Origin of the sequence: Phenylobacterium sp., assembly GCF_044372605.1 — a bacterium.
Taxonomy (GTDB): Bacteria; Pseudomonadota; Alphaproteobacteria; order Caulobacterales; family Caulobacteraceae; genus Phenylobacterium.
This window is the reverse complement of record NZ_JBILRO010000013.1, coordinates 1-23,594: the sequence shown is the minus strand read 5'-3', so window position 1 is coordinate 23,594 and position 23,594 is coordinate 1. Positions and strand designations below refer to the sequence as shown.

Here is a 23,594-nt window from a genome sequence, read left to right as displayed (position 1 = left end):
AGCAACGCCCGGGCCCCTGAATTCATGAAATGACGGTTACGGCCAATGCCGCCTCAAGGCAATGTCGGCGCGCCGCGCACGACGGACGCCTAGGTATATGACCGGAGGCGACCTCGCGGCCAGGAGGGTGCAATCTGGCACCGCAACTGGACGGGAGACAGACAATGCGGGTGTGTACAAGCATGGTATTGGCCGCGCTTCTGGCCGGCTGCGCCAGTACGGGAGTGGCTCCTGATAGCTCCGGATTCAGCCCGGCTGCCGATCGCGGGCTCTCCATCGCCAAACAGCGGTGTTCCGGCTGTCACATGGTGGGCCTTGACGAGACCGCAGCCACCGAGGGCCCCCGCTTTCGCGATCTGCAGATGCGGTACAACGCCATTTCCCTGGCCAGGAAGTTCGCCGAGATCTCACAGCACGGAACCGGAGAGATGCCACCAGTCAGCCTTGGGGCGTCCGAGGCAGAGGACATCGTCGCCTACTTCGATACCCTGGATCGCCGCTACTGAGGCCTCCCTGGATTCGATTGACTCATCCAAGCTGAATACAAAACATCGAATTCAATGATTAATTGATCGCTCGGTCGACAACCGAAGTTCTCGCGAAGCCGCCGCGCAGTCAGAAAGAAGGGCGGCCATGTCGCCATGATCCCCTCCTTTCCTGGCCGGGTAGCCTCAGTGGCTCATGAGCACAAAGCACGGGGGCCTGTGGATCAACTCGTGCGTTACCCCGCCAAACGCCCATTCTGCCGTGCGATTGTGCCCATAGGCCCCGGCGACGATCAGATCCGCGCCGGCGACAGCCGCCACGCGTTGCAGTTCGACCGCCACGCCATCCTTCGCCGCCGTTGAGACGCTGGCGCTGGCCTTGATCCCGTGTCGCTGCAACGCCACGGCGACGTCCTCGGTCTCGCGGGTCACGATCTCGGCGTCGACATCCTCGCAGACACCCTGAACGATCACCTCGCCTGCGGCTTTCAGGAAGGGCATCGAGTCGGCCACCGCGCGCCGGGCCTCGCGGGTGTCCTTCCAGGCGATGACCACCGATTTTGCGTGGAGATGGGCCGCACCTTCGGGAACCATCAGTACCGGACGTCCGGAGGTCATCACCACGTCTGCCGGGTCCGCGGTGCGCGAGGGGCCGCCGGGACCCTTGGGGCTCATGACGATCAGGTCACACGCGCGGGACGCCAGCGCGATGGCCCTCGCGGGATTGTCTTCCACCGATCGCCACTCGATTTCCGCGCCAGCGGCGTCGCGCCGGAAGGCGGCTTCGGCCTTTGTCAGATCGCTGAGGATCTGGTCCTGGATGAGGGTCACCCACTGAGCCGCCGCATACCCGAAGAAGGGGTCGACCGTCAGCCCGGGCTCGAACGCCTCAGCTCCGAGCCCGATCAGCCGGGCGTTCAGGTCGCGGGCCAGCCGCGCCGCGACCTCTACCCGACGGGTCGATGTGGTTCCCGGTTCGGCATGAACCAGGAGGCTTCTGTAGCTGTCTGCGCGATCCGCGGTCTTGGCGGTCGGGCGTTCCTGCGTCTTGGACATTGACGCCTCCATCTCGGTTTAAGCGGCCGTGGAAACGCCTGCGGCCGCGCAGGCAGCAAATTGTCAGGCGGCCAAGTCTTCCAGCGCCGCCCACCGGGTCACACGAAAGCGCCGCAACTCTGGAAACTCCACGATGGCGTCTCCCTGGAGCTGGGTCAGGGTGCGCGACACGGTCTCGATCGTCAGGCCCAGATAGTCGGCCATGTCCTGGCGACCCATGGGGAGCCGCACGGTATCCTCGGTGTGATCCTGGGCGAGGCTCATGAGAAATCCGGCCACCTTTTCGCGGGCGCTTCTGCGACCCAGCAGCAACACATGCTCCTGCATCCGCTGGAGTTCGCGTCGGGTGGCCTCAAGGATCGCCCGATCCAGCTCACGATCACCCGCCAGGGCCCTGACCGCCGCGCGCCGCACCACCTGCACCTGGCAGTCGCAGAGCGCCTCGGCGGTAAACTGATGGTCGGGGCCAGGCTCCAGACCAAACATCTCTCCGGCGACATAGAAGTCCCCGACCTGGCGGCGACCGTCGGCGTTCAGGCGCATCGTGCGGACCACGCCGCTGACCACCTGATAGAGGAACTCGACTTCGTCCTCTTGCGCGTAGATCTCCGCGTCCTTGGCGTAGGCGAGGCGCACGCCAAGCCGATCCAGAACATCGGACAAGGCCCTCGAGGGGGCGGCGGTCCGTGGGTCTTCCAAGGGATATGCCAAGGTCATCGCAAGCTCCTGTTCCGATGAGCAAAAGCTACGACGCTGTGCGGAACGGTGATATTTCGGAGCGTCCCCTAGGTAGAACTACGGAGGCGCAACCTGGCCTTCGATATGCTTCGCCAGCGCCTGGGCCGCAGCTTCTCCGCCCGGGTCCAACAGTCGATGAGCTGGAGGCTCCCATGCACGATTCCGTCACTTGCTGAGCGCAAGCCAACTGCTGCCGTTCCTTCTCGCTGTGGCGGTCATCGAGCTGACGCCCGGCCCGAACATGGGCTATCTGGCGGTTGTGGCCGGGCAATCCGGCTGGCGCGCGGGCCTGACAGTGGTGGCCGGCGTCACGCTGGGTCTGGCCATCTATCTGGTGGCCTCGGTTTTCGGCCTGGCCGAGGCCGCCCTGCGCTGGCCTTGGGTCTATGAGACGCTGCGGTGGGCGGGTGTGGCCTATATGCTCTGGCTCGCCGTTGATACCTGGCGCGACGCCGCAGACATCCAGGGCCCACCTCCTGAGACCAGGAGCCTGTTTCTGCGCGGCCTGATCAACAACCTGCTGAACCCGAAGGCCGCAGTATTCTATGTCGCGGTGCTACCCGGCTTCGTACGCCCGGAGGCTGGACAGCCGGTGCTGCAGGTGGCCACCCTGGGCAGCCTCCATCTCGTCGTAAGTGTGATCATTCACCTCCTCATCGTCTTGATGGCGTCACGGGCCAGCACCGCGATGACGACCGAAGGCGCGGTCAACCGTTCTGTACGACGACAAAGGCTCTTCGCAGTGGCGCTGGCCGCCATTGCGATCTGGCTGGCGGTGTCTTCTGCCCGCTAAGCCTCAAACGCCATGTAGACGAACCGGGCCAGGAAGAGCGCGGCCAGGGCGAACAGCAGCCAGTCGGTCTTCGCCGCCTTGCGCGAGGCCAGCTTGAGCAGCGCATAGGCGATCACACCGAAAGCCAGACCATTGGCGATGGAGAAGGTCAGCGGGATGGTGATCAGCGTCAGGAAGGCGGGGATGGCGATAACCGGATCGTCCCAGGCGATCTCGGCCAGCGGCGCCATCATCATCGCCCCCACCAGGATCAGCGCCGGCGCCGTGGCCGCGGCCGGGATCGCCTGGGCCCAGGGCGCCACAAACAGGGTAGCCAGGAACAGCAGGCCTACGACCACGGCGGTCAGGCCGGTGCGGCCGCCGGCCGAAACGCCGGATGCGCTCTCGATATAGCTGACCACAGTGCTCGTACCGGCGAGGGAGCCCACGATGGTCGCGCCCGCGTCCGCGAACAGAATGCGGTTCAGGCGCGGAATGGTTCCATCTGGCCGCATGAGCCCAGCTTTTTTGCTCACCGCCACAAGGGTGCCGACGTTGTCGAACAGATCCACGAACAGGAAGATGAACAGAATTTCCAGCAGCGCCAGTCCGAAACCGTGACCTCCGACCCCGAGGGCCGCCGGAATATCCAGCTGCAGTGCCGTCCCGGTCATGTCTTCGAGGCTGTAGGGTTGTGGCGTCCAGGTCGCCAGGCCCAGCGCCCAGCCCAGCAGGGCGGTGGCGACGATCCCGATGAAGATGGCGCCGCGCACCTTCAGCACCGTCAGCACCGATAGGATCACCAGGCCCAGCAACGCCAGCTGGGTGGTCGGCTCATGCACATCGCCCAGACCCACCAGGGTGGCGTCATTGTTCACAACCAGTCCCGCGCTACGCAGGCCAATAAAGGCAATGAACAGGCCAATCCCGGCGGCGATGGCGGCGAACAGGGCGCGAGGGATAGCGCTGACGATCAGCTGTCGAACACCTGCCACGGTCAGCACTAGGAACAGAACGCCCGATACGAAAACCAACCCCAGGGCGGTCTGCCAGGGGATGCCCATCGCGCCCACGACGGTGAAAGCGAAATAGGCGTTCAGGCCCATGCCGGGCGCCAGCGCGATCGGATAGTTGGCCAGAAAACCCATCAGCAGGCAGCCGATCCCGGCCGCCAGGCAGGTTGCCGCCGCGACGCCCGCCAGCGGCATGCCCGTGGTCGACAGGATCGCCGGATTGACCAGTACGATATAGGCCATCGTCAAGAATGTGGTGACGCCGGCCAGCAGTTCGGTGCGGACCGATGTGCCGTGCTCGGCCAATTTGAAGGTACGTTGCAGCAGGCTCATCGCGCGGCCTGCGGGAGTTGGTCGACGAATTGGTCCCAGCCGGCTACCAACGCCTTCACGACGGGCTCTCCGACCCGATAGGCGGCCTCGACCCCGGCTTCCAGGCCACCTGGCGCGAAATCAAACACGGGATCGGCGCCAGGGGCTGCGGCGGTGTAGTTGCTGGCAGTACGCAGGACCAGAACCCGTCGTCGATCCACGCGCCCCGATGGCCCCAGCAAGTCAAGCGCGTCCATCACCTGGTGATCCTCACAGTCCGACATCGCGAACTGGCCCTGGCCGTCGGTCCAGATCCGGACCCAGTCGCGAGCCCATGCCGTGCGCTTGTCGCCGTGCCAGAATCTCGCGGTCCCGATGGCGTCGCCGAGATAGACCCTGGGCGGCTGTCTTGCGGGAGCCGCGACATAGTTGGCGCGTGCGGCCTGAAGCTGCGGGGTGTCAGCCAGCGGTGTTGTGCGCGTCAGGCTGTAGGCCCAGTCCACCAGCCCGGGATCCAGTTTCCAGGCCATGCCGCTGGCGCCTGCGGCCGATCCCTTCAGGCCAGGTTTGCGGGTTCCCAGGGAATAGATCCCCCAGGGCCAGTCTGCCGGCGCTTCGCGATCGTCCATGTCGTGGGCGGCGTCGGCGTCCACAACCCATCGCGCCCAGGCGGCGCTGCCGATGGAACCGGATTGAGGATCAACCCCGGCGATACCGGCGATCAGCCAGTAGGCCTTCGAGGTGTCGAAGCGCGGGTCGAGCGCCAGCGCGGTCACGCTTTGTCGTGATCGGGCATTCATGCCGGCCAGCACCAGCACGACGCCGTCCCTGGACACCCGCACGGGATGCTCGATGCCAGTGACCTTGACCTTCTCTGTGAAGGGATAGCGCTCCGCCCAATGCTGGAACTCGCCGGCGACATCGCCGGTCTCTTCACCCACTTCGAACATCGTAAGCACGACCACCTTGACGGTCACCGGCTTTGCGAAAGCGGGAAACGGCGCAAGCAGGGCCGCAATCAGCAGAAATGGTCGAAACACGCGAGGCCCCCTAGCAAGGGCTAGTTATAGGCTGCCAAGCCGTATCCTGGGCAAGCCCTGAGACGCCATTTCGGCTATGCGCCAGACGGCCTGCAAGAAAGGTATGCGCGACCACGCGGTCATCGCCCAGGATCGAGAGGATGAACAGGGTTTCAGCCAGGCTTGCTACACCTGCAGTGCGCCGGGCCAGTAGAGGCGTGGCCGCCAGATCAAGCACCAGAAAATCCGCCTCCTTGCCCGGCTCAAGGTTGCCCACCCGATCCTCGATATGCAGCGCCCGCGCGCCGGCGAGCGTGGCCAGATAGAAGCCATGCAGCGGGTCAAGGGCGTCGCCGGAAAGCTGCCCCACCTTGTAGGCCTCTCCCATCATCGACAGCATGGAAAAGCTGGCTCCGGCGCCAACGTCAGAAGCCAGCGCCGTGTTGACCCCACAAGCGCAGGCTCGCTTCAGTCGGAACAGACCGCTGCCCAGCATCAGGTTGGAGGAGGGGCAGAAGGCCACGGACGCGCCCGCCTTCGCCAGCCGCCTAAGGGCGTCGTCGTCGCTGTGCACACAGTGGGCGAATACCGAGCGCGATCCGACAAGGCCATATCGCGCATAGACATCCAGGTAGTCGCCCGCGTCGGGGAAGAGCTGCGCCACCCGGGTGATCTCTTCCGTGTTCTCCGACATGTGCGTGTGGATCAGGATGTCGGCATGGGCCGCAGCGATGTCGCCGGCCATGGCAAGCTGTCCCGGGCTGGACGTGACGGCGAAGCGCGGCGTCACGGCGTAGCCAAGCCGTCCGCGCCCGTGCCAGGCGCGGATCAGCGCTTCTGTGTCCTCGCGACCACGTTCGATCGTGTCTGTCAGGCCCTCGGGCGCGTTGCGGTCCATGAGCACCTTGCCGCCGATCAGTCGCATGTTGCGGGCCAGCGCGGCCTCGAACAGCGCCTCAACCGAAGTCTTGTGGACCGAGCCGAACACCAGGGCGCTGGTGGTTCCGTTCGCCAGCAGCTGGTCCAGGAAAAAGGCGGCGGCCGAATCGGCATGAGCGCGGTCAACGAAGGCCTGCTCGGTCGGGAAGGTATGGTTCTCCAACCAGTCGAGGAGCCGGGCGCCCCAGGCGGCCATCACATCGGTCTGGGGGAAATGAATGTGAGCGTCGATAAAGCCTGGTGTGATCAGATGACCGGGGAAATGCGTAACCGGCGTATCAAGGGGTAGGGTGGCGCGAAGGTCATCATGCGGTCCGAATGCGGTCACCTGGCCGTCTTCCACCACCAACAGTCCGTCCGCGTGATAGACAGCGGCCTCCGGAGACACAGACGGGTCGTCCAGGGTGTGGAACAGGGCGGCGCGATAGGCATGGAGGCTCATAGGGGGCCAGAGGTCCGATCAGGGTCAGCTGCGTGGCTGTCATAGCCCGAGCCAGGGCCGCAGTCCCGCCGCGCCTTTTGGTCATGCCTGCGCGGTGCGCTGAGGGATGGTCGAGAGATCGGGAACAGCGGTGCCCAAGTCGTCGAAGGTCGCGCCTGCAGCGCGGGCCGCGGTGCGCAATATCACGCGTTCGAGACCGGCGATCACCGCCACGGCGTCGGACTGGCCAAGCGGAATTGCCCGCACCGCCAGGCCGGTGAGATGGGCGGCAAAGGCGTGAAGCCAGGCCGCCAGAGCAGGCTCCAACGGAATTCCGGCGGCGCCGGCGGTCGCCCCCACCGCCACCGGATAAGGCGCGCTCAGTATCGGTGGCGGGTTCCAGGCGGCCACCGCGACAAGAAACGCCTCGCCATGCGCCAGGCTCTCGCGACGCCTGTGGGGCGAGGCGATCTGCTGTTCGGCAAGGGCGGCGACGCGCTCCAGAGCTACGTGATCTTCTGCGGTGACCGCAATCCAGGCGGCGCGTGCCAACACGGCGTCTGTCCAGCCAGATCCATGTTCAATCAGGTTGGATATCCAGGCGGTGAGACCTAGAGTGTCGGCGACGGTCCTCCCGCGAATGGCAGCCTCGAGGCCATGGGCATAGCCAAAGGTTCCCGCCGCAAAGGTGGGCGTCAGCCAGGTCAGGAGCCGCAAGAGGCGGGTCTCGGACGGGATCATGATTTTCCCTTTGCCGCTACGTCACATATCGGAACGCTTCGGGTAAGTGGGGAGGCGGTGAGTGGTGTCACCCGAACAGGTTGGACCCTGCCTGCGACGTGTCCAGCCGGGAGCGCGAGCCAAAGGCAAGTCCCGTGACGGCGCCCAATATTCAGGCACCAACTGGATTGAAGCGCCAAGATCCCCGAGGGTCAGGTTGTCCGGACAGGTTCGATGACAAACCGGGCGCCGGAGCGTGATTTTGCCGAAAACCTGCGCGCCGAGGCCTTCCACGCACATGCTTCGGTCGTTCCGGTTGCCTGCTCGGCAATCGAAGTCAGGTTCGGCAGGCCCTCTCAGGGCGTTCTCTTTTCTCAACTTCGCGCCGGGCGGTGCTTCCGCCCGGTGTATTTTTTTGAGGGTCAGGGCCGCATCAGGGCGTCTATCTCGTCGGCGTGCAAGCCAGCCGCCTCAAGCACCTCGCGGGTGTGCTGGCCCAGTTTCGGCGCAGCCCGTCCCACGGGCGGCGCGCCCTCCGGGAAGCGGGCCGGAGCCGCTGGCGCGCGGAAAGAACCGCCCCAACCATCCTCGACAGTCACGAAGCAACCGGCCGTTTCCGCCATCTCGGAGGCGGCAAGTTCGGCAAGCGTAGCCATGGGTGCCCAGGCCAGATCCTGTTCATCGAGGCGCGCGCCGGCTTCGGCTAGTGTCAGCTTCGCGAACCCTTCGTCGCACATGGCACGGACCTCTCGAGTGGTGGCCATGTCGACTATGGGCGGTTCGAACCGGGGTTCCGCCAGGACCTCCGGGCGGTCAATCACCAGCATCATCTTCATGAAGCAATCCAGTGTCCGCGGCACGATGCAGAGCCACCGATCGTCGGCGGTCCGGAAGAAGCCAGAAATGCCGCTCGGGCGGTCAGCTCGCGCCTGGGTGGTCACCACCTCCCCATATCGAAGCTGCAGACCCAGGTCCCAGCCAATGGCATAGGCGCCTGCGCGGATCAGGCTGGTTTCGACCAGCCGCCCGCGTCCGGTCCCGGTCCGCTCGTGAAGGGCCGCGAGTACCGCCGATACGGTCGCCAGCGCCGTAACGTGATCGCCGAATCCCGGGCGCGAGGGGAACGGCTCCTGATCCGGCGGTATCATCGCACGCGCCATGCCGCTGCGCGTCCAGAAGGCGGTAATGTCAAAGGCGGCGACGTCCGCCTCCGGGCCCGTAAGGCCATAGCCGGTGACGGCTGCGTAGATCAGGCGGGGCATCGCGGACTTGACACTGTCGTAGTCCAGACCGAGCCGCTTCAGGGACCCCGGGCGGGTGTTTGTGATGAAGATGTCCGCCTGACTCATGAGCAGCTTCAGGGCGTCGCGGCCCTGTGGCGTGCCGATGTCGAGGACAACACCCTTCTTGCCCCGGTTTTCGTTGCTGAAGATCGGATTGCCGGGGCTCTCGGCCGTGTCGGGCTGGAAAGCCCGAGTGGCGTCGCCTGTTGGGCTCTCCACCTTGACGACCTCGGCACCCCAGTCGGCCATCACGGCTGCGCTACCGGGGGCGGCGACCCACGTCGCCATTTCCACGACCTTCAGTCCTTGCAGCAGCATGCCTGTCTCCTCCGCCTTGCGGAGCGCAGATTATGTCAAAGCGTTGAAGGATGCGCGCCTGAGAATCTCTGGACCGCGAGACTTGAAAAGACCGCGTCAGGCCTCGTCCGCGACGACGCAAATCAGTTCGACGATCTTGCGGCGGACGGAAGCTTCGGTGATTCGCGGGAACGCGGCCATGAGTTCGATGCCCTCGGTGGACAGAAGGAAGTCCTGGGCGGCGTCGCGCTGAGCCGCCGCCGATTCGCGATCGCTCAGGCCGTCATAGAAGTAGGACACGGGCGTACGCAGCGCGGTCGCGATTTCCCAGAGCTTCGATGCGCTCACGCGGTTGGCCCCACGTTCATACTTCTGAACCTGCTGGAATGTGATCCCGAGCGATTCGGCGAGACGCTCCTGGCTGACCCCCATCTCCTTACGGCGCATACGGATACGCAGGCCCACGTGCGAGTCCACCGGATGAGGTCCATCAACTCGGCCGCCATCGACGACACTGGCCACGGCCAGGTTCGGGCTGTCCTGTTCCAACTTGGTTGTCATGTTCCCCGACCCTCAACACAGAGTCCGCGCGGTTTCACGTCAACGCAGCTTCTGCGACAGTTTCCCCAGAAACGTTCTGCCTTAAGTTGAGGTATCTGTGTCGCAATAGGAAATACCAACGTACCCATTTTGGGTTTATGGTCGCCATATACTTCACACCCCAGGTCTGAAAGCCAACTCGCGATCCCAGTCCAGAAGGACACCAAACTCTGCCAGGCCAGAAAACATCTTGAGCAAATAACTCTGATTGGTCAGTGCGAATTCGACAATAAGGCCTTCGGCCAGGACACGAGACGATATCCAGTATCCGGTTTCGTCGCGTTCACATCTATTCCGGGCGACGAGCTTCGCAAGCCGCCGGCGAACGGTCTCGGTGGGCATACCAAGGTTCCGCGCCACATCCGCCGCTGAGACGGGGCGGCGATCGTCATCCGCGACAAAACTGTCTGCAGACCAGTCGGGCCTCGCGCTACCGCCATCGGTGTCTGCCAGATGACTGGTGTTGGAGTGGAATACTTCCATCAGCACCAGCCCTGTAACGATATCGCCGATGTGCTGATTTATCGGTTCGACAACTCGTAACAGATAGTCGACAGACATTCGGCTCACCAATCGCATCGGCGGGTGTTCGGGATCACATGGCGGACCATCCGGGCGAGCCAGATCCTGCAGAAGCCCGATGCCGCGCAGTCGGAAATAGAGGGTTCTCACCAGATTGTAGTTGCCCTCTGCGCCTAAGCGAAAAAATGTGGAGTTCAGGGGCTCTTGCGGCAGGATCAGACCATTTGGCGTCGATTGCAGGGTGCCGACGTTGATCAGCGCGGTGATCCGGCGCCGCGCCGTTTCGTAGGGGACCTGCAGCGAGTTGGCGATGGCGTTGATACTCACCGGACGCCGCAGATCGTCCGGCGGCGCCTGGTCAAGCGAGGCGTAAGCGCGCTGCATCTCCGGCTTACGCACAAGGGGCATGACGTTGGCCTGGCTGATGGCCGCCAACAGGAACCCATCGATCACGTCCCGCCCGAATCCTCCAAGCTTTACCAGATCCAGCGCAAAGCCGATCGCGAGGCGGGCGGCGACACGAACGGTACTGTTAGCTGGCGCTTGCGCCATATTCGCCGGGTTTCCGTACCTTCATTTGTCTGACAGTAGACCATGGAATTCGACGGTCCGCACGTGTCGTTGGGTGAGCCGTGATCTCCCCAGACTCTATGGGGTTTTCCCCTCCGCATTCGCGGTTTAGAAAGCGGGAAGATGGCCGAAACCTTCAATGAACTGATCTTGCCGGACGAAAAAGCCCGCCGCTATGAAGTCGTTGCGGAGGAAATCGCGGCGGTGCTGGCGGGCGAGCCCAATGTGGTGGCGCGCATGGCGACGGTCACCTCGATGTTGGCCAACAGCTTCGATTACTACTTCTGGACCGGGTTCTATGTTGTAGATCCCTTGAGGGGCGACGAGCTGGTTGTGGGGCCCTACCAGGGTACGCTCGGCTGCATGCGGATCGCCTTCGGACGCGGCGTCTGCGGAACGGCGGCGGCAACAAGGACGATCCAGCTGGTGGAAGACGTGCACGCTTTCCCCGGTCACATCGCCTGCGACGGACGCTCGGCCAGCGAGATTGTGGCGCCGGTGTTTGGGCCAGACGGGGCGTTGATGGCCGTTTTTGACGTGGATTCCGACAGACCTGCCGCGTTCGACGCTGTGGATCGGGACTGGCTGGAGCGCATCCTTGCGGCCACGTTCTCCCACCCCGTCTGACAGGCAGGGCGCTCCGCGTTGTCTTACGTTGCGGCGCCTTCGGTAGGCTGGTTTTTGTCGCGCCCGGAAGGCGCACTGCGAACGGAGCATTCCCATGGCCGAGGCCTATATTGTCGCCGCAACCCGCACCGCCGGAGGCCGCAAAGGGGGCCGCATGCGCGGCTGGCACCCCGCGGATCTGGCCGGAAGCGTGCTGGACGAGCTGATCGTCCGCACCGGGATCGACCCGGCCGTTGTCGAGGACGTGATCATGGGCTGCGTCACCCAGGCTGGCGAGCAGAGCACCAACATCGCGCGCAACGCGGTGCTGGCGTCCAAGCTACCCGAAAGCGTACCCGGCACCTCTGTTGATCGTCAGTGCGGATCCTCTCAGCAGGCGCTGCAGTTCGCGGCCCAGGCGGTGATGAGCGGCACCATGGATGTCGTGATCGCCTCGGGCGTCGAGAGCATGACCCGCGCCCCGATGGGCATGTCGGTGATGCTTCCTGCCAAGGCGGGCATGGGCGTGCCCAAGAGTCCGCGCATGGAAGACCGCTATCCCAACATCCAGTTCAGCCAGTTCGCCGGCGCCGAAATGGTCGCGGCCAAATACGGCCTGACCAAGGATCAGCTCGACGAGTACGGTTATCACAGCCACCAGCGTGCCATCGCCGCCACCCAGGCCGGTGCGTTCCGTGATGAGATCCTGGCGCTCGACGGCATGGACGCCGAAGGCAATGCCGTCCGCCACGACAGTGATGAAGGCATCCGCTACGACGTAAGCCTGGACGGTATGCGCGGCGTGAAGCTACTGCAGGAGGGCGGCCGGATCACGGCGGCCACGTCCAGCCAGATCTGTGACGGCGCTTCGGGCGTGATGGTGGTCTCGGAGCGCGCGCTCAAGGAACACAACCTGACCCCCATGGCCCGCGTGCATCACCTGTCGTTGCTGGGCCATGACCCGGTGATCATGCTGGAAGCCCCGATCCCGGCGACCGAGCGGGCGCTGAAGCGGGCCGGAATGTCGATCGACGACATTGACCTTTTCGAAGTCAACGAAGCCTTTGCTTCTGTGCCGGTGGCTTTCATCCAGAAGCTGGGCGCCGATCATGCCAAGGTCAACGTCAACGGCGGCGCCATTGCGTTGGGCCACCCGCTCGGCGCTTCGGGAACCAAGCTGATGACGACGCTGCTCTACGCCCTGCAGGCGCGCGGCAAGAAGTATGGCCTGCAGACCATGTGCGAAGGCGGTGGCCTGGCCAACGTCACCATCGTCGAGAGGCTCTAGCCCTTTGGTCGGACGCGTCATCGCCATTACTGGCGCGTTCGGCGTTCTCGGGTCCGCCGTGGCGAGGGCTGCGGCGGCGCAGGGTGCAAGGCTGGCGCTGATCGATTTTGCGAAGGCGCCGCCGCCGGATTTGCCGGATGGCCCGGATGTTCTGGTGCTCGGCGGCGTTGACCTCACCGACACGATCGCTGCGGGTGCGGCGGTCGACGCGGTCGCCGACCGTTTTGGCGGTCTCGATGCGCTGCTCAATATTGCAGGCGGATTCAGGTGGGAAACGCTGGAGGCCAGCGGGTTCGACAGCTGGTACAAGATGTTCCTGATGAATGTCCAGACGGCGGCCAACATCAGTCGTTCAGCGACGTCCCACCTGCGCCGTAGTTCCGCTGGTCGGGTCGTCAACGTCGGCGCCAACGCGGCGCTCAAGGCCTCGCTTGGCATGGGGCCATATGCGGCCTCGAAGGCCGGCGTCCACAGCCTCACGCAAAGCCTGGCTGAAGAGCTGAAGGCCGATGGTGTCACGGTCAATGCGGTGTTGCCGTCGATCCTGGACACGCCAGCCAACCGGGTCGATATGCCCCAGGCCGACTTCGGCAGTTGGGTCGCGCCGGACGAACTGGCGGCTGTAATCCTGTTTCTCGCCAGCGAGGCCGCCAGCGGGGTGACCGGTGCGCTGATCCCGGTAACCGGGCGGGTTTGAGGACTGCGCCGGATCGGCAGGGTCTGCCCTTCGCATTTCACGGCTGTAACTGATCACCCATAGCTCGATCCTGCGAAGTAGGAGAGACTATCGGCAGGGAGGGGACCCCAATGCTGGGTTCTATGATGCTGGCGGCGGCAACAGCAGCCGCGCCTCAGGCGGCGCCCGTAGCGTCCGCACCGTCGACGCCGCTTGCGGCGGATGCGGCGGATGCGGCGCGTGGGGTCATCGCCTATCCCCCGAGCTTTTTCGCGGAATCCCAGCCAGCCAACGCCTACGACATGGTTTTGCGGGTTCCCGGCTTCGCCTTCGACAAGGGCGCTGCTGTGCGTGGCCTCGCCGGCGCCGGCGGCAATGTCCTGATCGACGGTCAGACGCCGGTTTCCAAGACAGATTCGCTGGACGAAATCCTGAAACGCATTCCTGCAGGCGGCGTCGAGCGCATCGAGCTGATCCGCGGCGGGGCGCCGGGAATCGACATGGAGGGCCGCACCATACTGGCCAATGTGGTGCGTCGTCAGGCTGCCGGGTTTCGGGGCGCCGTCTCACCGGCTCTGTTCTTCGTCTACAATGGAAGGGTACTGCCGAGCCTACGGTTCGAGGGGCAATGGAGCTGGCCGGGCGGGCGCTCGGCGGAGTTCAGCCAGGTGTTTGGCAGCGGGCACATGCCTAACCCGGACCTCGGCGTCGGGCCGCGAACCCGATACAACGCCGACAACACCGTGCGCCTGAAATCCCAGGTCGAGGCCTTCGGCTTTGGCGTTCGGATGTACACCAACGGCGCTTACGAGACGCCTCTGTTGGGTGGCAAGGTGCGGCTAACGGGCACTTTGCAGGTCAACCCTGGCTGGACAGAGATCTACGACCACTATCGCAGCGCCGCGGGGCTCGAGTACCAGTTCAACGACATCCAGCGAAAGCAACTGGAACTCGGGGGGCGCTTTACCCGCGTCCTGAACGAGCACGTTTCTCTTGAAAGCGTGGCCTTCCAGTCGTTCGGCAAGCTTGTGACGGATGTTCGCTTTGAGGGGCCGGGACTGACCCGGGACTTCCTGTCGGACCGGAAGACCTCCGAGAGCGTCGGGCGGGTGCAGTTCCGGGTGAAAGGCTTTGCGGACCTGACCTTTGAAACCGGGGCGGAGGGTGCCTTCAACAAGCTGGATAGCGCGACGGACCTGACCGTTAACGATCGCGCCGTTCTGGTGCCTGCCGCCAACGTGCAGGTCGAGGAGTTACGCGGCGAGGTGTTTCTGCGCGGGACCTGGCGGCCGTCAGCGGCCTTCTCCATGGACATGGGGCTGCGTCAGGAGGCGTCACGCGTCACTTCGGCGGGTGATGTCAGCCTGAAGAAGTCGCAAAACTTCCTGAAGCCCAGGGCAGCGATTACCTGGGTTCCTTACAAGAACGGCCAGGTCCGCCTGAGGGTGGAACGGGAAGTCGGGCAGCTCAACTTCGACGACTTCGTGGCGTCGTCGAATGTGGCCGCGACCGGCACGGTCGTGGCGGGTAATCCCGACCTGACGCCCCAGCAGGCCTGGGTCTATGAGGCGGCCTTGGAGCAGCGTTTCTGGGGGGCCGGATCGGCTGCCCTGACGGTGCGCCATTTTGCAATCAACGACACCGTCGATCGCGGCCCCGCACGCGACGCGTCCGGCGCGATAATCCGAAATCCGGTCACGGGACTGCCTGCCGCCGATCGCCCGGACAATATCGGCAAGGGGACCAAGACCGAAATTCAGGCCAGCGTGACCCTGCCGCTGGATCGCCTGGGCGTCCCTGCCGCCCAGTTGAAAACCCAGGCCACCTGGCGTGACACCAAGGTCACCGATCCGCTGGATGACCGCTCGCGGGAGATCTCGGCGGCGCACCCTCTTGATTGGGAAGTCCACTACAGCCAGGACCTGCCCCGGCTAAATGCGACCTGGGGTGTCGACGTGATCGGCGGGTACCGCGAACGCTTTTACCGGCTGGCGGAGATCGAGACCCAGAAGTTCTCGCCCTGGGTGGTTCTGTTCACAGAGTTCAAGCCGCGAAAGGACCTGTCCGTCCGTATCGAGGCCAATGGCGTCACCTTCCGGAATTCCCAGCGCATCCGCGAGGTGTTCATCGGTCCCCGAAATCTGGGCCGACTGGACTACACCGATGTGCGTGATCTGGAATGGCGCGGCAGCGTGAACGTGCGGGTGCGCAAGGCGCTGGGCGGCTAGATCAATCTACCCAGGGGCCCGCCAGGTTCACCGCCTCGCGGCCGTGGCGAAGCGGCACGTAGCCGCGCGCTGCCTAGAGCGGGAACAGGTCGCGATAATGCGGGCTCAACGGGTCTCCGAACTGGCCAGGTGTGTTGGTGGCCATGGAGTTGTCCCAGGCGCCTACGTCCATGGCGAACAGCACAGACGCGCCAGCGGCCTGCCTGAAATCGGTCATTGAATAGATGGCGGTCGCCCCGGGGGTGATGTCGCCCGTCATGTCACGTCAAAGCCGCACCGGACTTTCGAAATCGGAGCGATGTTTGAACACTGGTAGCTTGAGCGCGCGAACCTTGGAAAGGTAGCGATCTGGGAGGAAACCCCGAAGATGGGTACTTGGCTTTTCATCGCCGCTGCGTTCGCACCGCAGGCGGCCGAGGCGCAAGCTGCGCCTCCGTCCACTCAGCAGGTGGCGCCGCTGGCGGCTGAGCGGGGCGTGATCGCCTATCCGCCAGCCTTCTTCGCCGATATTCGGCCCGTCAGCGCCTACGACATGGTGATCCGCGTGCCCGGCTTCACCTTCGACAAGGGCTCGACGGTCCGTGGCCTGGAAGGCTCGGGCGGCAACGTGCTGATCGACGGCCACCCGCCGCTGGCCAAGAACGACCCCCTGGAAGACATTCTCAGGCGCATTCCAGCCGACTCGGTCGCGCACGTGGAGGTGATCCGTGGTGGCGCGCCCGGCATCGACATGGAAGGCCGCTCGGTGCTCGCCAACGTCGTGCGCAAGCAGGTGGCCGGCTTCCGGGGCTCGGTGCAGCCCTACTTCGACGCGGTCTACGACGGCCGGTTCCTGCCCGGCGTCCGCTTCGAGGGGCTGTGGACCCTGCCAGGCGGTCGCACGGCGGAACTCAGCCAGACGTTCAGCACCGGCCATTTCCCGAACGACGAGAACGGCGACGGCGACCGCATCCGGTATGCGCCCGACGGCCGGACCCGGCTGATCGATTCCGAAGTCGACGCCGACCAGCACGGCCACCGCATCCAGACGACGGGCGCCTTCACGGCCCCCTTCATGGGTGGGCTGCTCAGCCTCAACGGCGCGCTCCAGTTCAACTACGGCGCACTGGAGCTCTATGATACCGACCGGATCTCAGGCGGGGTCGAGTACGAGAAGTCGCCGAACAATCGGGGTCAGCACGAGGCGGGCATGCGTTTCAGCCGCCGGCTGAGCGACATCGTCGGCCTCGAGGCCGTCCTGTTCCAGCAGGTGTTCATCCAGGACCAGCGCTCGCACTTCCAGGCGCCGACGCTGACACGCGACTTCGCCCTCGACCGCAAGAACTACGAGACCGTCGGGCGGATACAATTCAACGTCACGCCCCGGCCGGGCATGAAGATCGAGATCGGGAGCGAGGGCGCCTACAACCGGCTGGACAGCCAGACGCGGCTTAGCGTCAACGGTCGGGCCGTGGCGCTGCCCGCGGGCGACGTCCTGGTGGAAGAGCTGCGCGCCAACGCGATCCTGCGCGGGACCTGGCAGGCGACGCCCCAGCTGACCCTCGAGGCTGGTGGGCGGCAGGAGGTGTCGAGGGTGACGTCCGAGGGCGACGTGACCCTGGAGAAGTCGCTGCATTTTTTGAAGCCTCGGGCGGCTGTGACCTGGAACCCTAACGCGTTGATGCAGGTGCGAATGCGTGTCGAGCGCGAGGTGGGCCAGCTCAACTTCGACGACTTCGTCGCCTCGCCGAACGTGGCCTCGACGGGCGTGGTCGTGGCCGGCAACCCCGACCTGACGCCGCAGCAGGCGTGGGTCTATGAAGCGACGCTTGAGCGGCGCTTCTGGAAGGACGGCTCGATCGTCCTGACGTATCGTCGGTTTGACCTGTCGGACGTGGTGGACCGCCTACCCATAGTGAGTTCGGCCGGCGTGGTGCTGGCCGACGCGCCGGGTAACATCGACTCCGGGTCAAAGAACGAGATCGCCGTCGGCCTGACCGTGCCGCTGGATCGCCTGGGCCTCAAAGCGGCGCAGTTGAAGGGTCAGGTGACCTGGCGCGACACGAAGGTGCTGGACCCGCTGACATCGTCGAACCGCCAGATCTCAACGCTGCACCCTGTCGACTGGGAGGTCCATTTCAGCCAGGCGCTGCCCGACTGGAAGATGACCTGGGGCCTCGACCTGCTGGGCGGGTTCCGGGAGCGGGTGTTCCGGCTGACCGAGATCGAAACCAAGAAGGTCTCGCCCTACCTGATCTTGTTCACCGAGCATCGCCTGGCGCCGGATCTGACCCTGCGCGTCGAGGCCAACGGCATCAACATGCGCGCCGCAAAACGCATCCGCGAGGTCTATGTGGGCCCGCGCAGCCAAGGCCGGCTGAACTACACCGACGTCCGCGACCTGGAGTGGGGCGGAAACCTGTTGGTGCGGCTGCGCAAGACATTCGGGCGTTGAGGCTCGACCGTCCACAGGCCTAACGCACTGGCTCGGCCGAGCCCCCGGTCTGGCGCGCGTCGTGGCCGCCGAACATCGTGGCGCCAGCCAGCGGACGGCCGCCCAGCGACAGCACCCGGCCGGTCGTCTGACCCGGCGTCTGGAGCGTCGGCGCGCCGGTGACGATGCCTTCGGCGATCCCCCACGGCCCCTCGTCGCTCAGGCGGTGGCCCCGGGCTTCCAGCAGGCGACGTGTATCGAGCGAGAGCCCGAACGGCTCGACGGAGATCACGTCGGGCAGCCACTGCGCGTGGATGCGGGGAGCATCGATCGCTGCCTGCACGTCCATCCCGTGGTCGATCATATTGAGGATCGCCTGGAGCGTGATCGTGATGATCCGCGACCCGCCCGGACTGCCGATGATCAGGGCAACCTTGTCGTCCTTGGTCAGGATCGTCGGGCTCATCGAGCTGAGCGGCGTCTTGCCCGGCGCCACGGCGTTGCTGGCCCCCTGGACAAGGCCGAACATGTTTGGTTGCCCGATCTTGGCCGTGAAGTCATCCATCTCGTTGTTCATGACGATACCGGTGCGGCCGGCGACACGGTGGGCTCCGAACCAGTCGTTCAGGGTGTAGGTCACCGACACCGCGTTCCCCTGGGCGTCGAGCACGCTGTAGTGGGTGGTGTTGCGCCCCTCACCGGGCTGAGCGGGCGGCCCCAAAGCCGATGACGGCGTGGCGCGCTCAAGGTCGATGCCGGCCCGCAGGCGCGCCGCATATGCCGGGTCCAGCAGCTGCGCGACCGGGTTGGCCACGAAGTCGGGGTCGCCCAGCTTGTTGTTGCGGTCGTAGAAGACCCGCCGCAGGGCCTCGACCAGCACATGCACCTCTGCGGCCGAGCGGAAACCCATGGCGCCCAGGTCGTAGCCTTGCAGGATGTTCAGCGTCTGGCAGATCGCCACGCCGCCTGAGCTGGGCGGGGGCGCCGAGATCACGTGATAGCCGCGGTAGTCGCACTCGATCGGCTTGAGCTCGCGCACCTTGTAGACGGCGAAATCCTCGCGCGTGATGATCCCGCCGCCCCCTTGACTGGCCCTGGCGATCGCCGCCCCGATAGGCCCCTTGTAGAAGGCGTCCGGGCCCCGTGCCGAGACCTGCGATAGGGTCGCGGCGAGGTCGCGCTGCACCAGCCGGTCGCCCTTGGTGAGCGGCTTGCCGGCCGGCAGGAAGATGCGCCGCGCTGCCGGGTCCCGGCCCAACCCTTCGGCCTCCAGCGCCATGATCCCCGCGTCGCCCTGGCCCAGGACGAAGCCGTCGCGGGCCAGCTTGATCGCCGGCGCCATCAGCGCGCCACGCGACATTGTCCCGTAGCGGGCCCGTGCGGTCTCAAGGCCCATGACGGTGCCCGGGACGGCGACCGCCTTCCAGCTGTCGGTGGAAAGCCCAGGGATCAGATCGCCCTTCGCGTCCTGGAACATGCCGGCTGTCGCGGCGAGCGGCGCCTTCTCGCGGAAGTCGAGGAAGGTGGTGCGGCCGTCGGCGAGGCGCACGGTCATGAAGCCGCCGCCGCCGATGTTGCCGGCCTGCGGATAGACCACCGCCAGGGCGTAGCCCACGGCTACCGCCGCATCGACGGCGTTGCCGCCGCGCCGCAGGACGTCGACGCCGACGTTGGTGGCCAGGTGCTGGGCGCTCACCACCATGCCGCCGCTGCCGGCGACGGGGGCGTGGGACGCGGCCTGCGCGACGCCGGCCAGGAGAGCGCCGACCGAAGCGACGAGGGTCGCCGCCCATCGGCAGAGGGATGACGCGTCGGGGACCAGGAATCGCATTTGAGTTCCTACTTCGCCGGCGCGAACCGCACCACCGTCTCGGCGTCCCGGTTCACTGCCTCGCGGCTGTAGCGCAGCGGCACGTAGCCGCCCGCTGCCCAGAGCGGGAACAGATCCCGATAATGCGGGCTCAAAGGGTCTCCGGATTGGCCCGGAGTGTTAATGGCCATGGAGTTGTCCCAGGCTCCGACATCCATCACGAACCGCACCGAGGCGCCGGCCGTCTGGCTGAAATCGCTCATGGAATAGGTCGCGGCGCGAGGCGATGAGGCGGACCCCGGGATCTGCAAGGGGCCGAGGCTCATCTGGGCGGCGAGTTCCGGCCCCGCCAGGGCGGCGATGGCGGGTGTGAACCGCGCCACATGCAATCGCCCCCAGGCCCATGTCGACATGTCCGGTCCCAGCCGGACCTTCAACTCTGCGACAGCGGCGGCCAGGCTCGACAACAGGATCGGGTCGCGGATGGCGGGCGGCGCAGCCTCGAGCCAGGTCAGGATCGGGTCAGGCGAACTATTGCCGATCATCTCCCGCACGGACTCTGGCGCCGCGACGGCGACGGTTGCCCGTCCCAGATGCTTGTTGGCCCAGACTTCATAGATGGCGGCGGCGGCGCTATCGACCGCGAGGTTGCTGTCCCAGGTCTTCAGGGTATCCAGCGCGCGGGCGACCTCGGCGTCGGCGGAGGCCAAGGTCCGGACAAGCGCGATCCCGCGGCGGGACTGGGCGCTGACGGCATCCGTCTGCAGGGCCATGGAATCGGCCAGCGTGCCCTTGGGCGTGGCCGCCAGCACTTCCTTGATCCGCACCGAGCGGGTCGCGTCCGCCCATTCATAGCTCAGCTTGCGCTCGTCGCGCGGATAGTCGGTGGGCAGGTTCATCTCATTGGCGGTAGCGAAGAAACCGGCCGCCGGATTGCGGCTGACCGGCAGGCCGCCATCCTCCAGAAAGCCCTTCCACTCATAGCGTCCGTCGCCCGGCACCGGGAACAGGCCGTCCCAGTTGGGTCGCACCGGCGTCCGGCCTGCCGCCGACCAGCCCACCTCGCCGGAGGTGTCGGCATAGACGAGGTTCAGCGGCGGCGCGCCCCACTTGTTGCGGGCGGTCTGGAAGTCGTCCCAGCCTTTGGCGCGCCACATGCGGGCCGAGCCGAAATAGCCCGCCAGCCCCGGTTCACCCCAGATGGTGCGTATCGCGAAGGCGCGGCCCCTGGCGGCATCCTCCGACACCACTGGACCATGCCGGGTGAAGCGCAGTTCTACTTCGCGGGGCGCCTCACCCTTGACCTCGATGGTCTCGCGGACCGTAGTCATCGGCGCCCAGCCGCCCTTGTAGCGGTAGGTAGCCCCCCTCGTTTCGTAGACGTAAAGGTCTTCCTGATCGATATAGAAGATGGTGATGCCGAAGGCGGTCGTCCCGTTGTGGCCAAAGGAGATGCCCGGCAGCGCCGGCTCTCCAGCGCCGATGATCGACAGACCGGGCGCTTCCAGGTGGGCGATGTAGCGAAGCGCCGGCACGCCTACGGGCCGGTGCGGGTCATTGGCCAGGATCGGCCGACCCGTCGCCGTGCGCGCGCCCGAGATCGTCCAGTTGTTGGAGCCTTCCGCCGCCCGGCGATCGATCACCTCGGCGAGCTTGATGTCCGTGTCGACCTCGGCGGTCCTGGCGTCGGCCAGAGCCTTGAAGTTCACCGGCTCGGTCGCCAGCACATAGTCCTTCAGCACATCTGCCGGCACGTCGCAGGGGTCGAGCCCCTTCGGAACGCTCAGCTTGTGGGCGGGTTCCAGCTTGCGGCGCAGCGCGTCAGCTTCAACGCCGCCTGCACAAACCACCCGGGCGCGGGCCACCTCGGACGTCACGTTGGACACCAGCGCGTGGCTGCGGATGCGCAGCACATCCTCGGGCTTCCAGTCTTCGGGCTGGCTCTTCGTGAGGCCGAACTCGACGGGCAGGGGGCGTTTGCCGGCTCGAACCTCGGCGACATAGGCATTGATCCCGGCAGCGAACGCCTCGACGGATTCGCGCCCACCGGGTCCATAAGCCGCCCATTCCGCCGCCATATCACCGCGATAGAGAAACAGTCGCGCCGCGCGATCCTGCGCCACATAGGCCGGACCCAGGCTGGCCGAAAGCCGACCCAGCCCGCGCTTTCGCCACAGGTCGATCTGCCAGAGGCGGTCTCGCGCCGCATTGTAGCCCTGGAGGAAAAAGGCGTCGCGAGCGCTCTGGGCATAGATGTGTGGGATGCCCCACCGGTCGATGATCATTTCAGCGGGTTGGTTCAGTCCAGCCAGCGTGCGGTCTTCCTGCCGGACGGCGGTTGAAACCTCCGCGTGCGCGGCGCCAGCCAGCATCGTCAGCGCCGCTAGAATCCCTGACCCCCGAACCATCGTCGCACTCCCCGTTTGGACCGAGTTTGAAACCATTGAACCCGCGCTGTCACGCAACGCTTGCGCTTACGTGAAGGTTATCCGCTAGGATCACCTCTCATCGGGAGGATTTCACATGATCAGCTACGCAACCATCGGCACCAACGACCTGGAACGCGCGACCAAGTTCTATGACGCCCTGCTGGCGCCGCTGGGCGGACGACGCACCTTCGCCAACGGCGATCGCATGCAGTTCTACGGCAGCAAGGAAACACCCGGGATGCTGGCGGTCAGCAAGCCCTATGACGAGCAGCCAGCGACCGCCGGAAATGGCACGATGTTCGGCCTGCCCGCCGGCACGAAGGAGCAGGTCGACGCCGCCCACGCCGCCGGTGTCGCTGCGGGCGGAACCTGCGACGGCCCCCCCGGCCAGCGCATGCCCACCTTCTACGGCGCCTATGTCCGGGACCCGGACGGCAACAAGGTCTGCATCTTCAACATGGGCTGAGGCTGAAGGGCCGAATATGATCGAAACGGCGCGCGTTCGTTTGCGTCCCTGGCGTGAGAGCGACCGCGCGCCGCTGGCCGCCATGCACTCGGACAAGGAGGTCATGGCGGACTATGGCGGGCCGCTGGCCCGCGCCGACAGCGACACGAAACTCGACCGCTATGCGGCGGCGTTTGAAACATACGGCTTTTCGCGGCTAGTGCTGGAACGCCTTGATGGCGCGTTTCTGGGCTACGTCGGCGTGATGCCGATCTGGCCGACGCATCCGGTCGCGCCCGGCCTCGAAATCGGCTGGCGTCTTGTGCGTTCCGCGTGGGGCGCGGGCTACGCCTCGGAGGGCGCCCGGGCCGCGTTGCGCGACGGCTTTCGGCGTCACGGCTGGGAGGAGGTGCTCAGCTACACGGCGCCCGACAACATCCGCTCGCAGGCCGTGATGGGCCGTCTCGGGCTCGCGCGCGCGCCAGACCGTGACTTTGTCGCCAACTACGACACGGTCGCGGCCTGGACCGGTCTCGTCTGGGTGGCGCGTCCGGAGATGGATTGGTCCTGATGGCTCTTCAGTTACTGAAACCGTCGCTGGCGACCCTGCCGGGCTTCGTCGACGCCCTGGAGCGGGGCTGGTCGCGGGACAACATCGGACTGGAGAAGACCATCCGCGCCGATCTGGCCTGGATCGCCCGGGACGCGGCCGGGTTCGTGGCGTCGCTGGACGATGTGGAGGCCAGGGGCGCGCCCATCATCCTGCCGGACGGCAGCCAGGCGCGGCGGCTGCCGGGATACAACCGCTGGCTCTGGGACGGCGAATTCTGCGGCTCGATCGGGTTTCGGTGGCAGCCGGGGACGAGTGAGCTGCCGGCGCATGTGTTCGGGCATATGGGCTATGCCGTTGTCCCCTGGAAGCGGGGGCGAGGCTACGCCAGCGAGGCGCTGC

Annotated in this window: 22 protein-coding genes; 10 read left to right on the top strand and 12 right to left on the bottom strand. The window is 65.7% G+C overall.

The features are described 5' to 3' along the window. Window positions 1-188: 188 nt before the first annotated feature. The gene (locus ACIQ42_RS02460; RefSeq protein WP_397420636.1) at window positions 189-506 is read left to right on the top strand and encodes a c-type cytochrome; all 318 of its coding nucleotides are present in this window, start codon (window positions 189-191) and stop codon (window positions 504-506) included. A 165-nt stretch (window positions 507-671) separates the two neighbouring features. Here the strand turns inward: ACIQ42_RS02460 and ACIQ42_RS02455 are convergent, their stop codons facing one another. Continuing rightward, window positions 672-1,541, bottom strand: a complete 870-nt coding sequence (locus ACIQ42_RS02455; RefSeq protein ID WP_397420635.1) for a universal stress protein — start codon at window positions 1,539-1,541, stop codon at window positions 672-674. A 63-nt stretch (window positions 1,542-1,604) separates the two neighbouring features. After that, window positions 1,605-2,258: a helix-turn-helix domain-containing protein gene (locus ACIQ42_RS02450; protein ID WP_397400153.1), complete on the bottom strand. Its 654-nt coding sequence runs from the start codon at window positions 2,256-2,258 to the stop codon at window positions 1,605-1,607. A gap of 190 nt (window positions 2,259-2,448) precedes the next feature. Here ACIQ42_RS02450 and ACIQ42_RS02445 point away from each other — a divergent pair, with 190 nt between their 5' ends. After that, window positions 2,449-3,072, top strand: a complete 624-nt coding sequence (locus tag ACIQ42_RS02445; protein ID WP_397420634.1) for a LysE family translocator — start codon at window positions 2,449-2,451, stop codon at window positions 3,070-3,072. On the opposite strand, the gene ACIQ42_RS02440 is transcribed toward ACIQ42_RS02445, so the two are convergent. From ACIQ42_RS02440 to ACIQ42_RS02410, 7 genes are all read right to left on the bottom strand, one after another. Beyond that, window positions 3,069-4,391: an NCS2 family permease gene (locus tag ACIQ42_RS02440; RefSeq protein WP_397420642.1), complete on the bottom strand. Its 1,323-nt coding sequence runs from the start codon at window positions 4,389-4,391 to the stop codon at window positions 3,069-3,071. The two genes, ACIQ42_RS02445 and ACIQ42_RS02440, sit on opposite strands and share 4 nt — an antisense overlap. A 2-nt stretch (window positions 4,392-4,393) precedes the next feature. Then, window positions 4,394-5,416 carry a purine nucleoside permease gene (locus ACIQ42_RS02435; protein WP_397420633.1) on the bottom strand — a complete coding sequence of 341 codons (1,023 nt, stop codon included), beginning with the start codon at window positions 5,414-5,416 and terminating at the stop codon, window positions 4,394-4,396. 10 nt (window positions 5,417-5,426) lie between these two features. Then, the gene (gene guaD / locus ACIQ42_RS02430; protein ID WP_397420632.1) at window positions 5,427-6,776 is read right to left on the bottom strand and encodes a guanine deaminase; all 1,350 of its coding nucleotides are present in this window, start codon (window positions 6,774-6,776) and stop codon (window positions 5,427-5,429) included. 81 nt (window positions 6,777-6,857) lie between these two features. Further along, on the bottom strand, window positions 6,858-7,496 hold the full coding sequence (locus ACIQ42_RS02425) for an urease accessory protein UreF (RefSeq protein ID WP_397420631.1): 639 nt from the start codon (window positions 7,494-7,496) through the stop codon (window positions 6,858-6,860). 401 nt (window positions 7,497-7,897) lie between these two features. Next, the gene (locus tag ACIQ42_RS02420; protein WP_397420630.1) at window positions 7,898-9,076 is read right to left on the bottom strand and encodes a CaiB/BaiF CoA transferase family protein; all 1,179 of its coding nucleotides are present in this window, start codon (window positions 9,074-9,076) and stop codon (window positions 7,898-7,900) included. A 96-nt stretch (window positions 9,077-9,172) separates the two neighbouring features. Continuing rightward, window positions 9,173-9,604, bottom strand: a complete 432-nt coding sequence (locus ACIQ42_RS02415) for a helix-turn-helix domain-containing protein (protein ID WP_397420629.1) — start codon at window positions 9,602-9,604, stop codon at window positions 9,173-9,175. 165 nt (window positions 9,605-9,769) lie between these two features. Beyond that, window positions 9,770-10,729, bottom strand: coding sequence for a hypothetical protein (locus tag ACIQ42_RS02410; RefSeq protein WP_397420628.1), 960 nt, complete (start codon window positions 10,727-10,729; stop codon window positions 9,770-9,772). 141 nt (window positions 10,730-10,870) lie between these two features. Between ACIQ42_RS02410 and ACIQ42_RS02405 the strand changes: the two genes are divergently transcribed. The 4 genes from ACIQ42_RS02405 (at window position 10,871) to ACIQ42_RS02390 (ending at window position 15,545) form a co-directional block, all read left to right on the top strand. Further along, on the top strand, window positions 10,871-11,374 hold the full coding sequence (locus tag ACIQ42_RS02405) for a GAF domain-containing protein (RefSeq protein WP_397420627.1): 504 nt from the start codon (window positions 10,871-10,873) through the stop codon (window positions 11,372-11,374). Between the two features lie 94 nt (window positions 11,375-11,468). Further along, entirely contained in the window at window positions 11,469-12,641 is a 1,173-nt protein-coding gene (locus tag ACIQ42_RS02400; protein ID WP_397400161.1) for an acetyl-CoA C-acetyltransferase, read from the top strand. A gap of 4 nt (window positions 12,642-12,645) precedes the next feature. Beyond that, the gene (locus tag ACIQ42_RS02395) at window positions 12,646-13,338 is read left to right on the top strand and encodes an SDR family NAD(P)-dependent oxidoreductase (RefSeq protein WP_397400162.1); all 693 of its coding nucleotides are present in this window, start codon (window positions 12,646-12,648) and stop codon (window positions 13,336-13,338) included. 110 nt (window positions 13,339-13,448) lie between these two features. After that, on the top strand, window positions 13,449-15,545 hold the full coding sequence (locus ACIQ42_RS02390) for a TonB-dependent receptor plug domain-containing protein (RefSeq protein WP_397420626.1): 2,097 nt from the start codon (window positions 13,449-13,451) through the stop codon (window positions 15,543-15,545). A 73-nt stretch (window positions 15,546-15,618) separates the two neighbouring features. Here ACIQ42_RS02390 and ACIQ42_RS02385 read toward each other — a convergent pair whose 3' ends face one another. Beyond that, entirely contained in the window at window positions 15,619-15,804 is a 186-nt protein-coding gene (locus ACIQ42_RS02385) for a penicillin acylase family protein (RefSeq protein ID WP_397420625.1), read from the bottom strand. A 108-nt stretch (window positions 15,805-15,912) separates the two neighbouring features. Between ACIQ42_RS02385 and ACIQ42_RS02380 the strand changes: the two genes are divergently transcribed. Then, complete coding sequence (locus ACIQ42_RS02380) at window positions 15,913-17,979, top strand: TonB-dependent receptor domain-containing protein (protein WP_397420624.1); 2,067 nt, start codon at window positions 15,913-15,915, stop codon at window positions 17,977-17,979. A 19-nt stretch (window positions 17,980-17,998) separates the two neighbouring features. On the opposite strand, the gene ggt is transcribed toward ACIQ42_RS02380, so the two are convergent. Both ggt and ACIQ42_RS02370 read right to left on the bottom strand, forming a co-directional pair. Further along, on the bottom strand, window positions 17,999-19,789 hold the full coding sequence (ggt, locus tag ACIQ42_RS02375; protein ID WP_397420623.1) for a gamma-glutamyltransferase: 1,791 nt from the start codon (window positions 19,787-19,789) through the stop codon (window positions 17,999-18,001). Window positions 19,790-19,797: 8 nt separating this feature from the next. Continuing rightward, entirely contained in the window at window positions 19,798-22,176 is a 2,379-nt protein-coding gene (locus ACIQ42_RS02370) for a penicillin acylase family protein (protein ID WP_397420622.1), read from the bottom strand. Between the two features lie 115 nt (window positions 22,177-22,291). On the opposite strand from ACIQ42_RS02370, the gene ACIQ42_RS02365 reads away from it, so the two are divergent. From ACIQ42_RS02365 to ACIQ42_RS02355, 3 genes are all read left to right on the top strand, one after another. Continuing rightward, window positions 22,292-22,663: a VOC family protein gene (locus tag ACIQ42_RS02365; protein ID WP_397420621.1), complete on the top strand. Its 372-nt coding sequence runs from the start codon at window positions 22,292-22,294 to the stop codon at window positions 22,661-22,663. Window positions 22,664-22,679: 16 nt separating this feature from the next. Then, on the top strand, window positions 22,680-23,213 hold the full coding sequence (locus ACIQ42_RS02360) for a GNAT family N-acetyltransferase (RefSeq protein WP_397420620.1): 534 nt from the start codon (window positions 22,680-22,682) through the stop codon (window positions 23,211-23,213). Then, window positions 23,213-23,594 (top strand): GNAT family N-acetyltransferase (locus tag ACIQ42_RS02355; RefSeq protein WP_397420619.1); only part of this gene is annotated, 382 nt, incomplete at its 3' end. The genes ACIQ42_RS02360 and ACIQ42_RS02355, both read left to right, overlap by 1 nt.

What these genes read in the sequence shown, in the direction of transcription:
- ACIQ42_RS02360 (WP_397420620.1), top strand. Translation starts at nt 22,680, where the DNA reads ATGATCGAAACGGCGCGCGTTCGTTTGCGTCCCTGGCGTGAGAGCGAC.
- ACIQ42_RS02425 (WP_397420631.1), bottom strand. Translation starts at nt 7,496, where the DNA reads ATGATCCCGTCCGAGACCCGCCTCTTGCGGCTCCTGACCTGGCTGACG.
- ACIQ42_RS02400 (WP_397400161.1), top strand. Translation starts at nt 11,469, where the DNA reads ATGGCCGAGGCCTATATTGTCGCCGCAACCCGCACCGCCGGAGGCCGC.
- ACIQ42_RS02450 (WP_397400153.1), bottom strand. Translation starts at nt 2,258, where the DNA reads ATGACCTTGGCATATCCCTTGGAAGACCCACGGACCGCCGCCCCCTCG.
- guaD (WP_397420632.1), bottom strand. Translation starts at nt 6,776, where the DNA reads ATGAGCCTCCATGCCTATCGCGCCGCCCTGTTCCACACCCTGGACGAC.
- ACIQ42_RS02370 (WP_397420622.1), bottom strand. Translation starts at nt 22,176, where the DNA reads ATGGTTCGGGGGTCAGGGATTCTAGCGGCGCTGACGATGCTGGCTGGC.
- ACIQ42_RS02410 (WP_397420628.1), bottom strand. Translation starts at nt 10,729, where the DNA reads ATGGCGCAAGCGCCAGCTAACAGTACCGTTCGTGTCGCCGCCCGCCTC.
- ACIQ42_RS02420 (WP_397420630.1), bottom strand. Translation starts at nt 9,076, where the DNA reads ATGCTGCTGCAAGGACTGAAGGTCGTGGAAATGGCGACGTGGGTCGCC.
- ACIQ42_RS02385 (WP_397420625.1), bottom strand. Translation starts at nt 15,804, where the DNA reads ATGACGGGCGACATCACCCCCGGGGCGACCGCCATCTATTCAATGACC.
- ACIQ42_RS02405 (WP_397420627.1), top strand. Translation starts at nt 10,871, where the DNA reads ATGGCCGAAACCTTCAATGAACTGATCTTGCCGGACGAAAAAGCCCGC.
- ACIQ42_RS02365 (WP_397420621.1), top strand. Translation starts at nt 22,292, where the DNA reads ATGATCAGCTACGCAACCATCGGCACCAACGACCTGGAACGCGCGACC.
- ACIQ42_RS02455 (WP_397420635.1), bottom strand. Translation starts at nt 1,541, where the DNA reads ATGTCCAAGACGCAGGAACGCCCGACCGCCAAGACCGCGGATCGCGCA.
- ACIQ42_RS02390 (WP_397420626.1), top strand. Translation starts at nt 13,449, where the DNA reads ATGCTGGGTTCTATGATGCTGGCGGCGGCAACAGCAGCCGCGCCTCAG.
- ACIQ42_RS02380 (WP_397420624.1), top strand. Translation starts at nt 15,913, where the DNA reads ATGGGTACTTGGCTTTTCATCGCCGCTGCGTTCGCACCGCAGGCGGCC.
- ggt (WP_397420623.1), bottom strand. Translation starts at nt 19,789, where the DNA reads ATGCGATTCCTGGTCCCCGACGCGTCATCCCTCTGCCGATGGGCGGCG.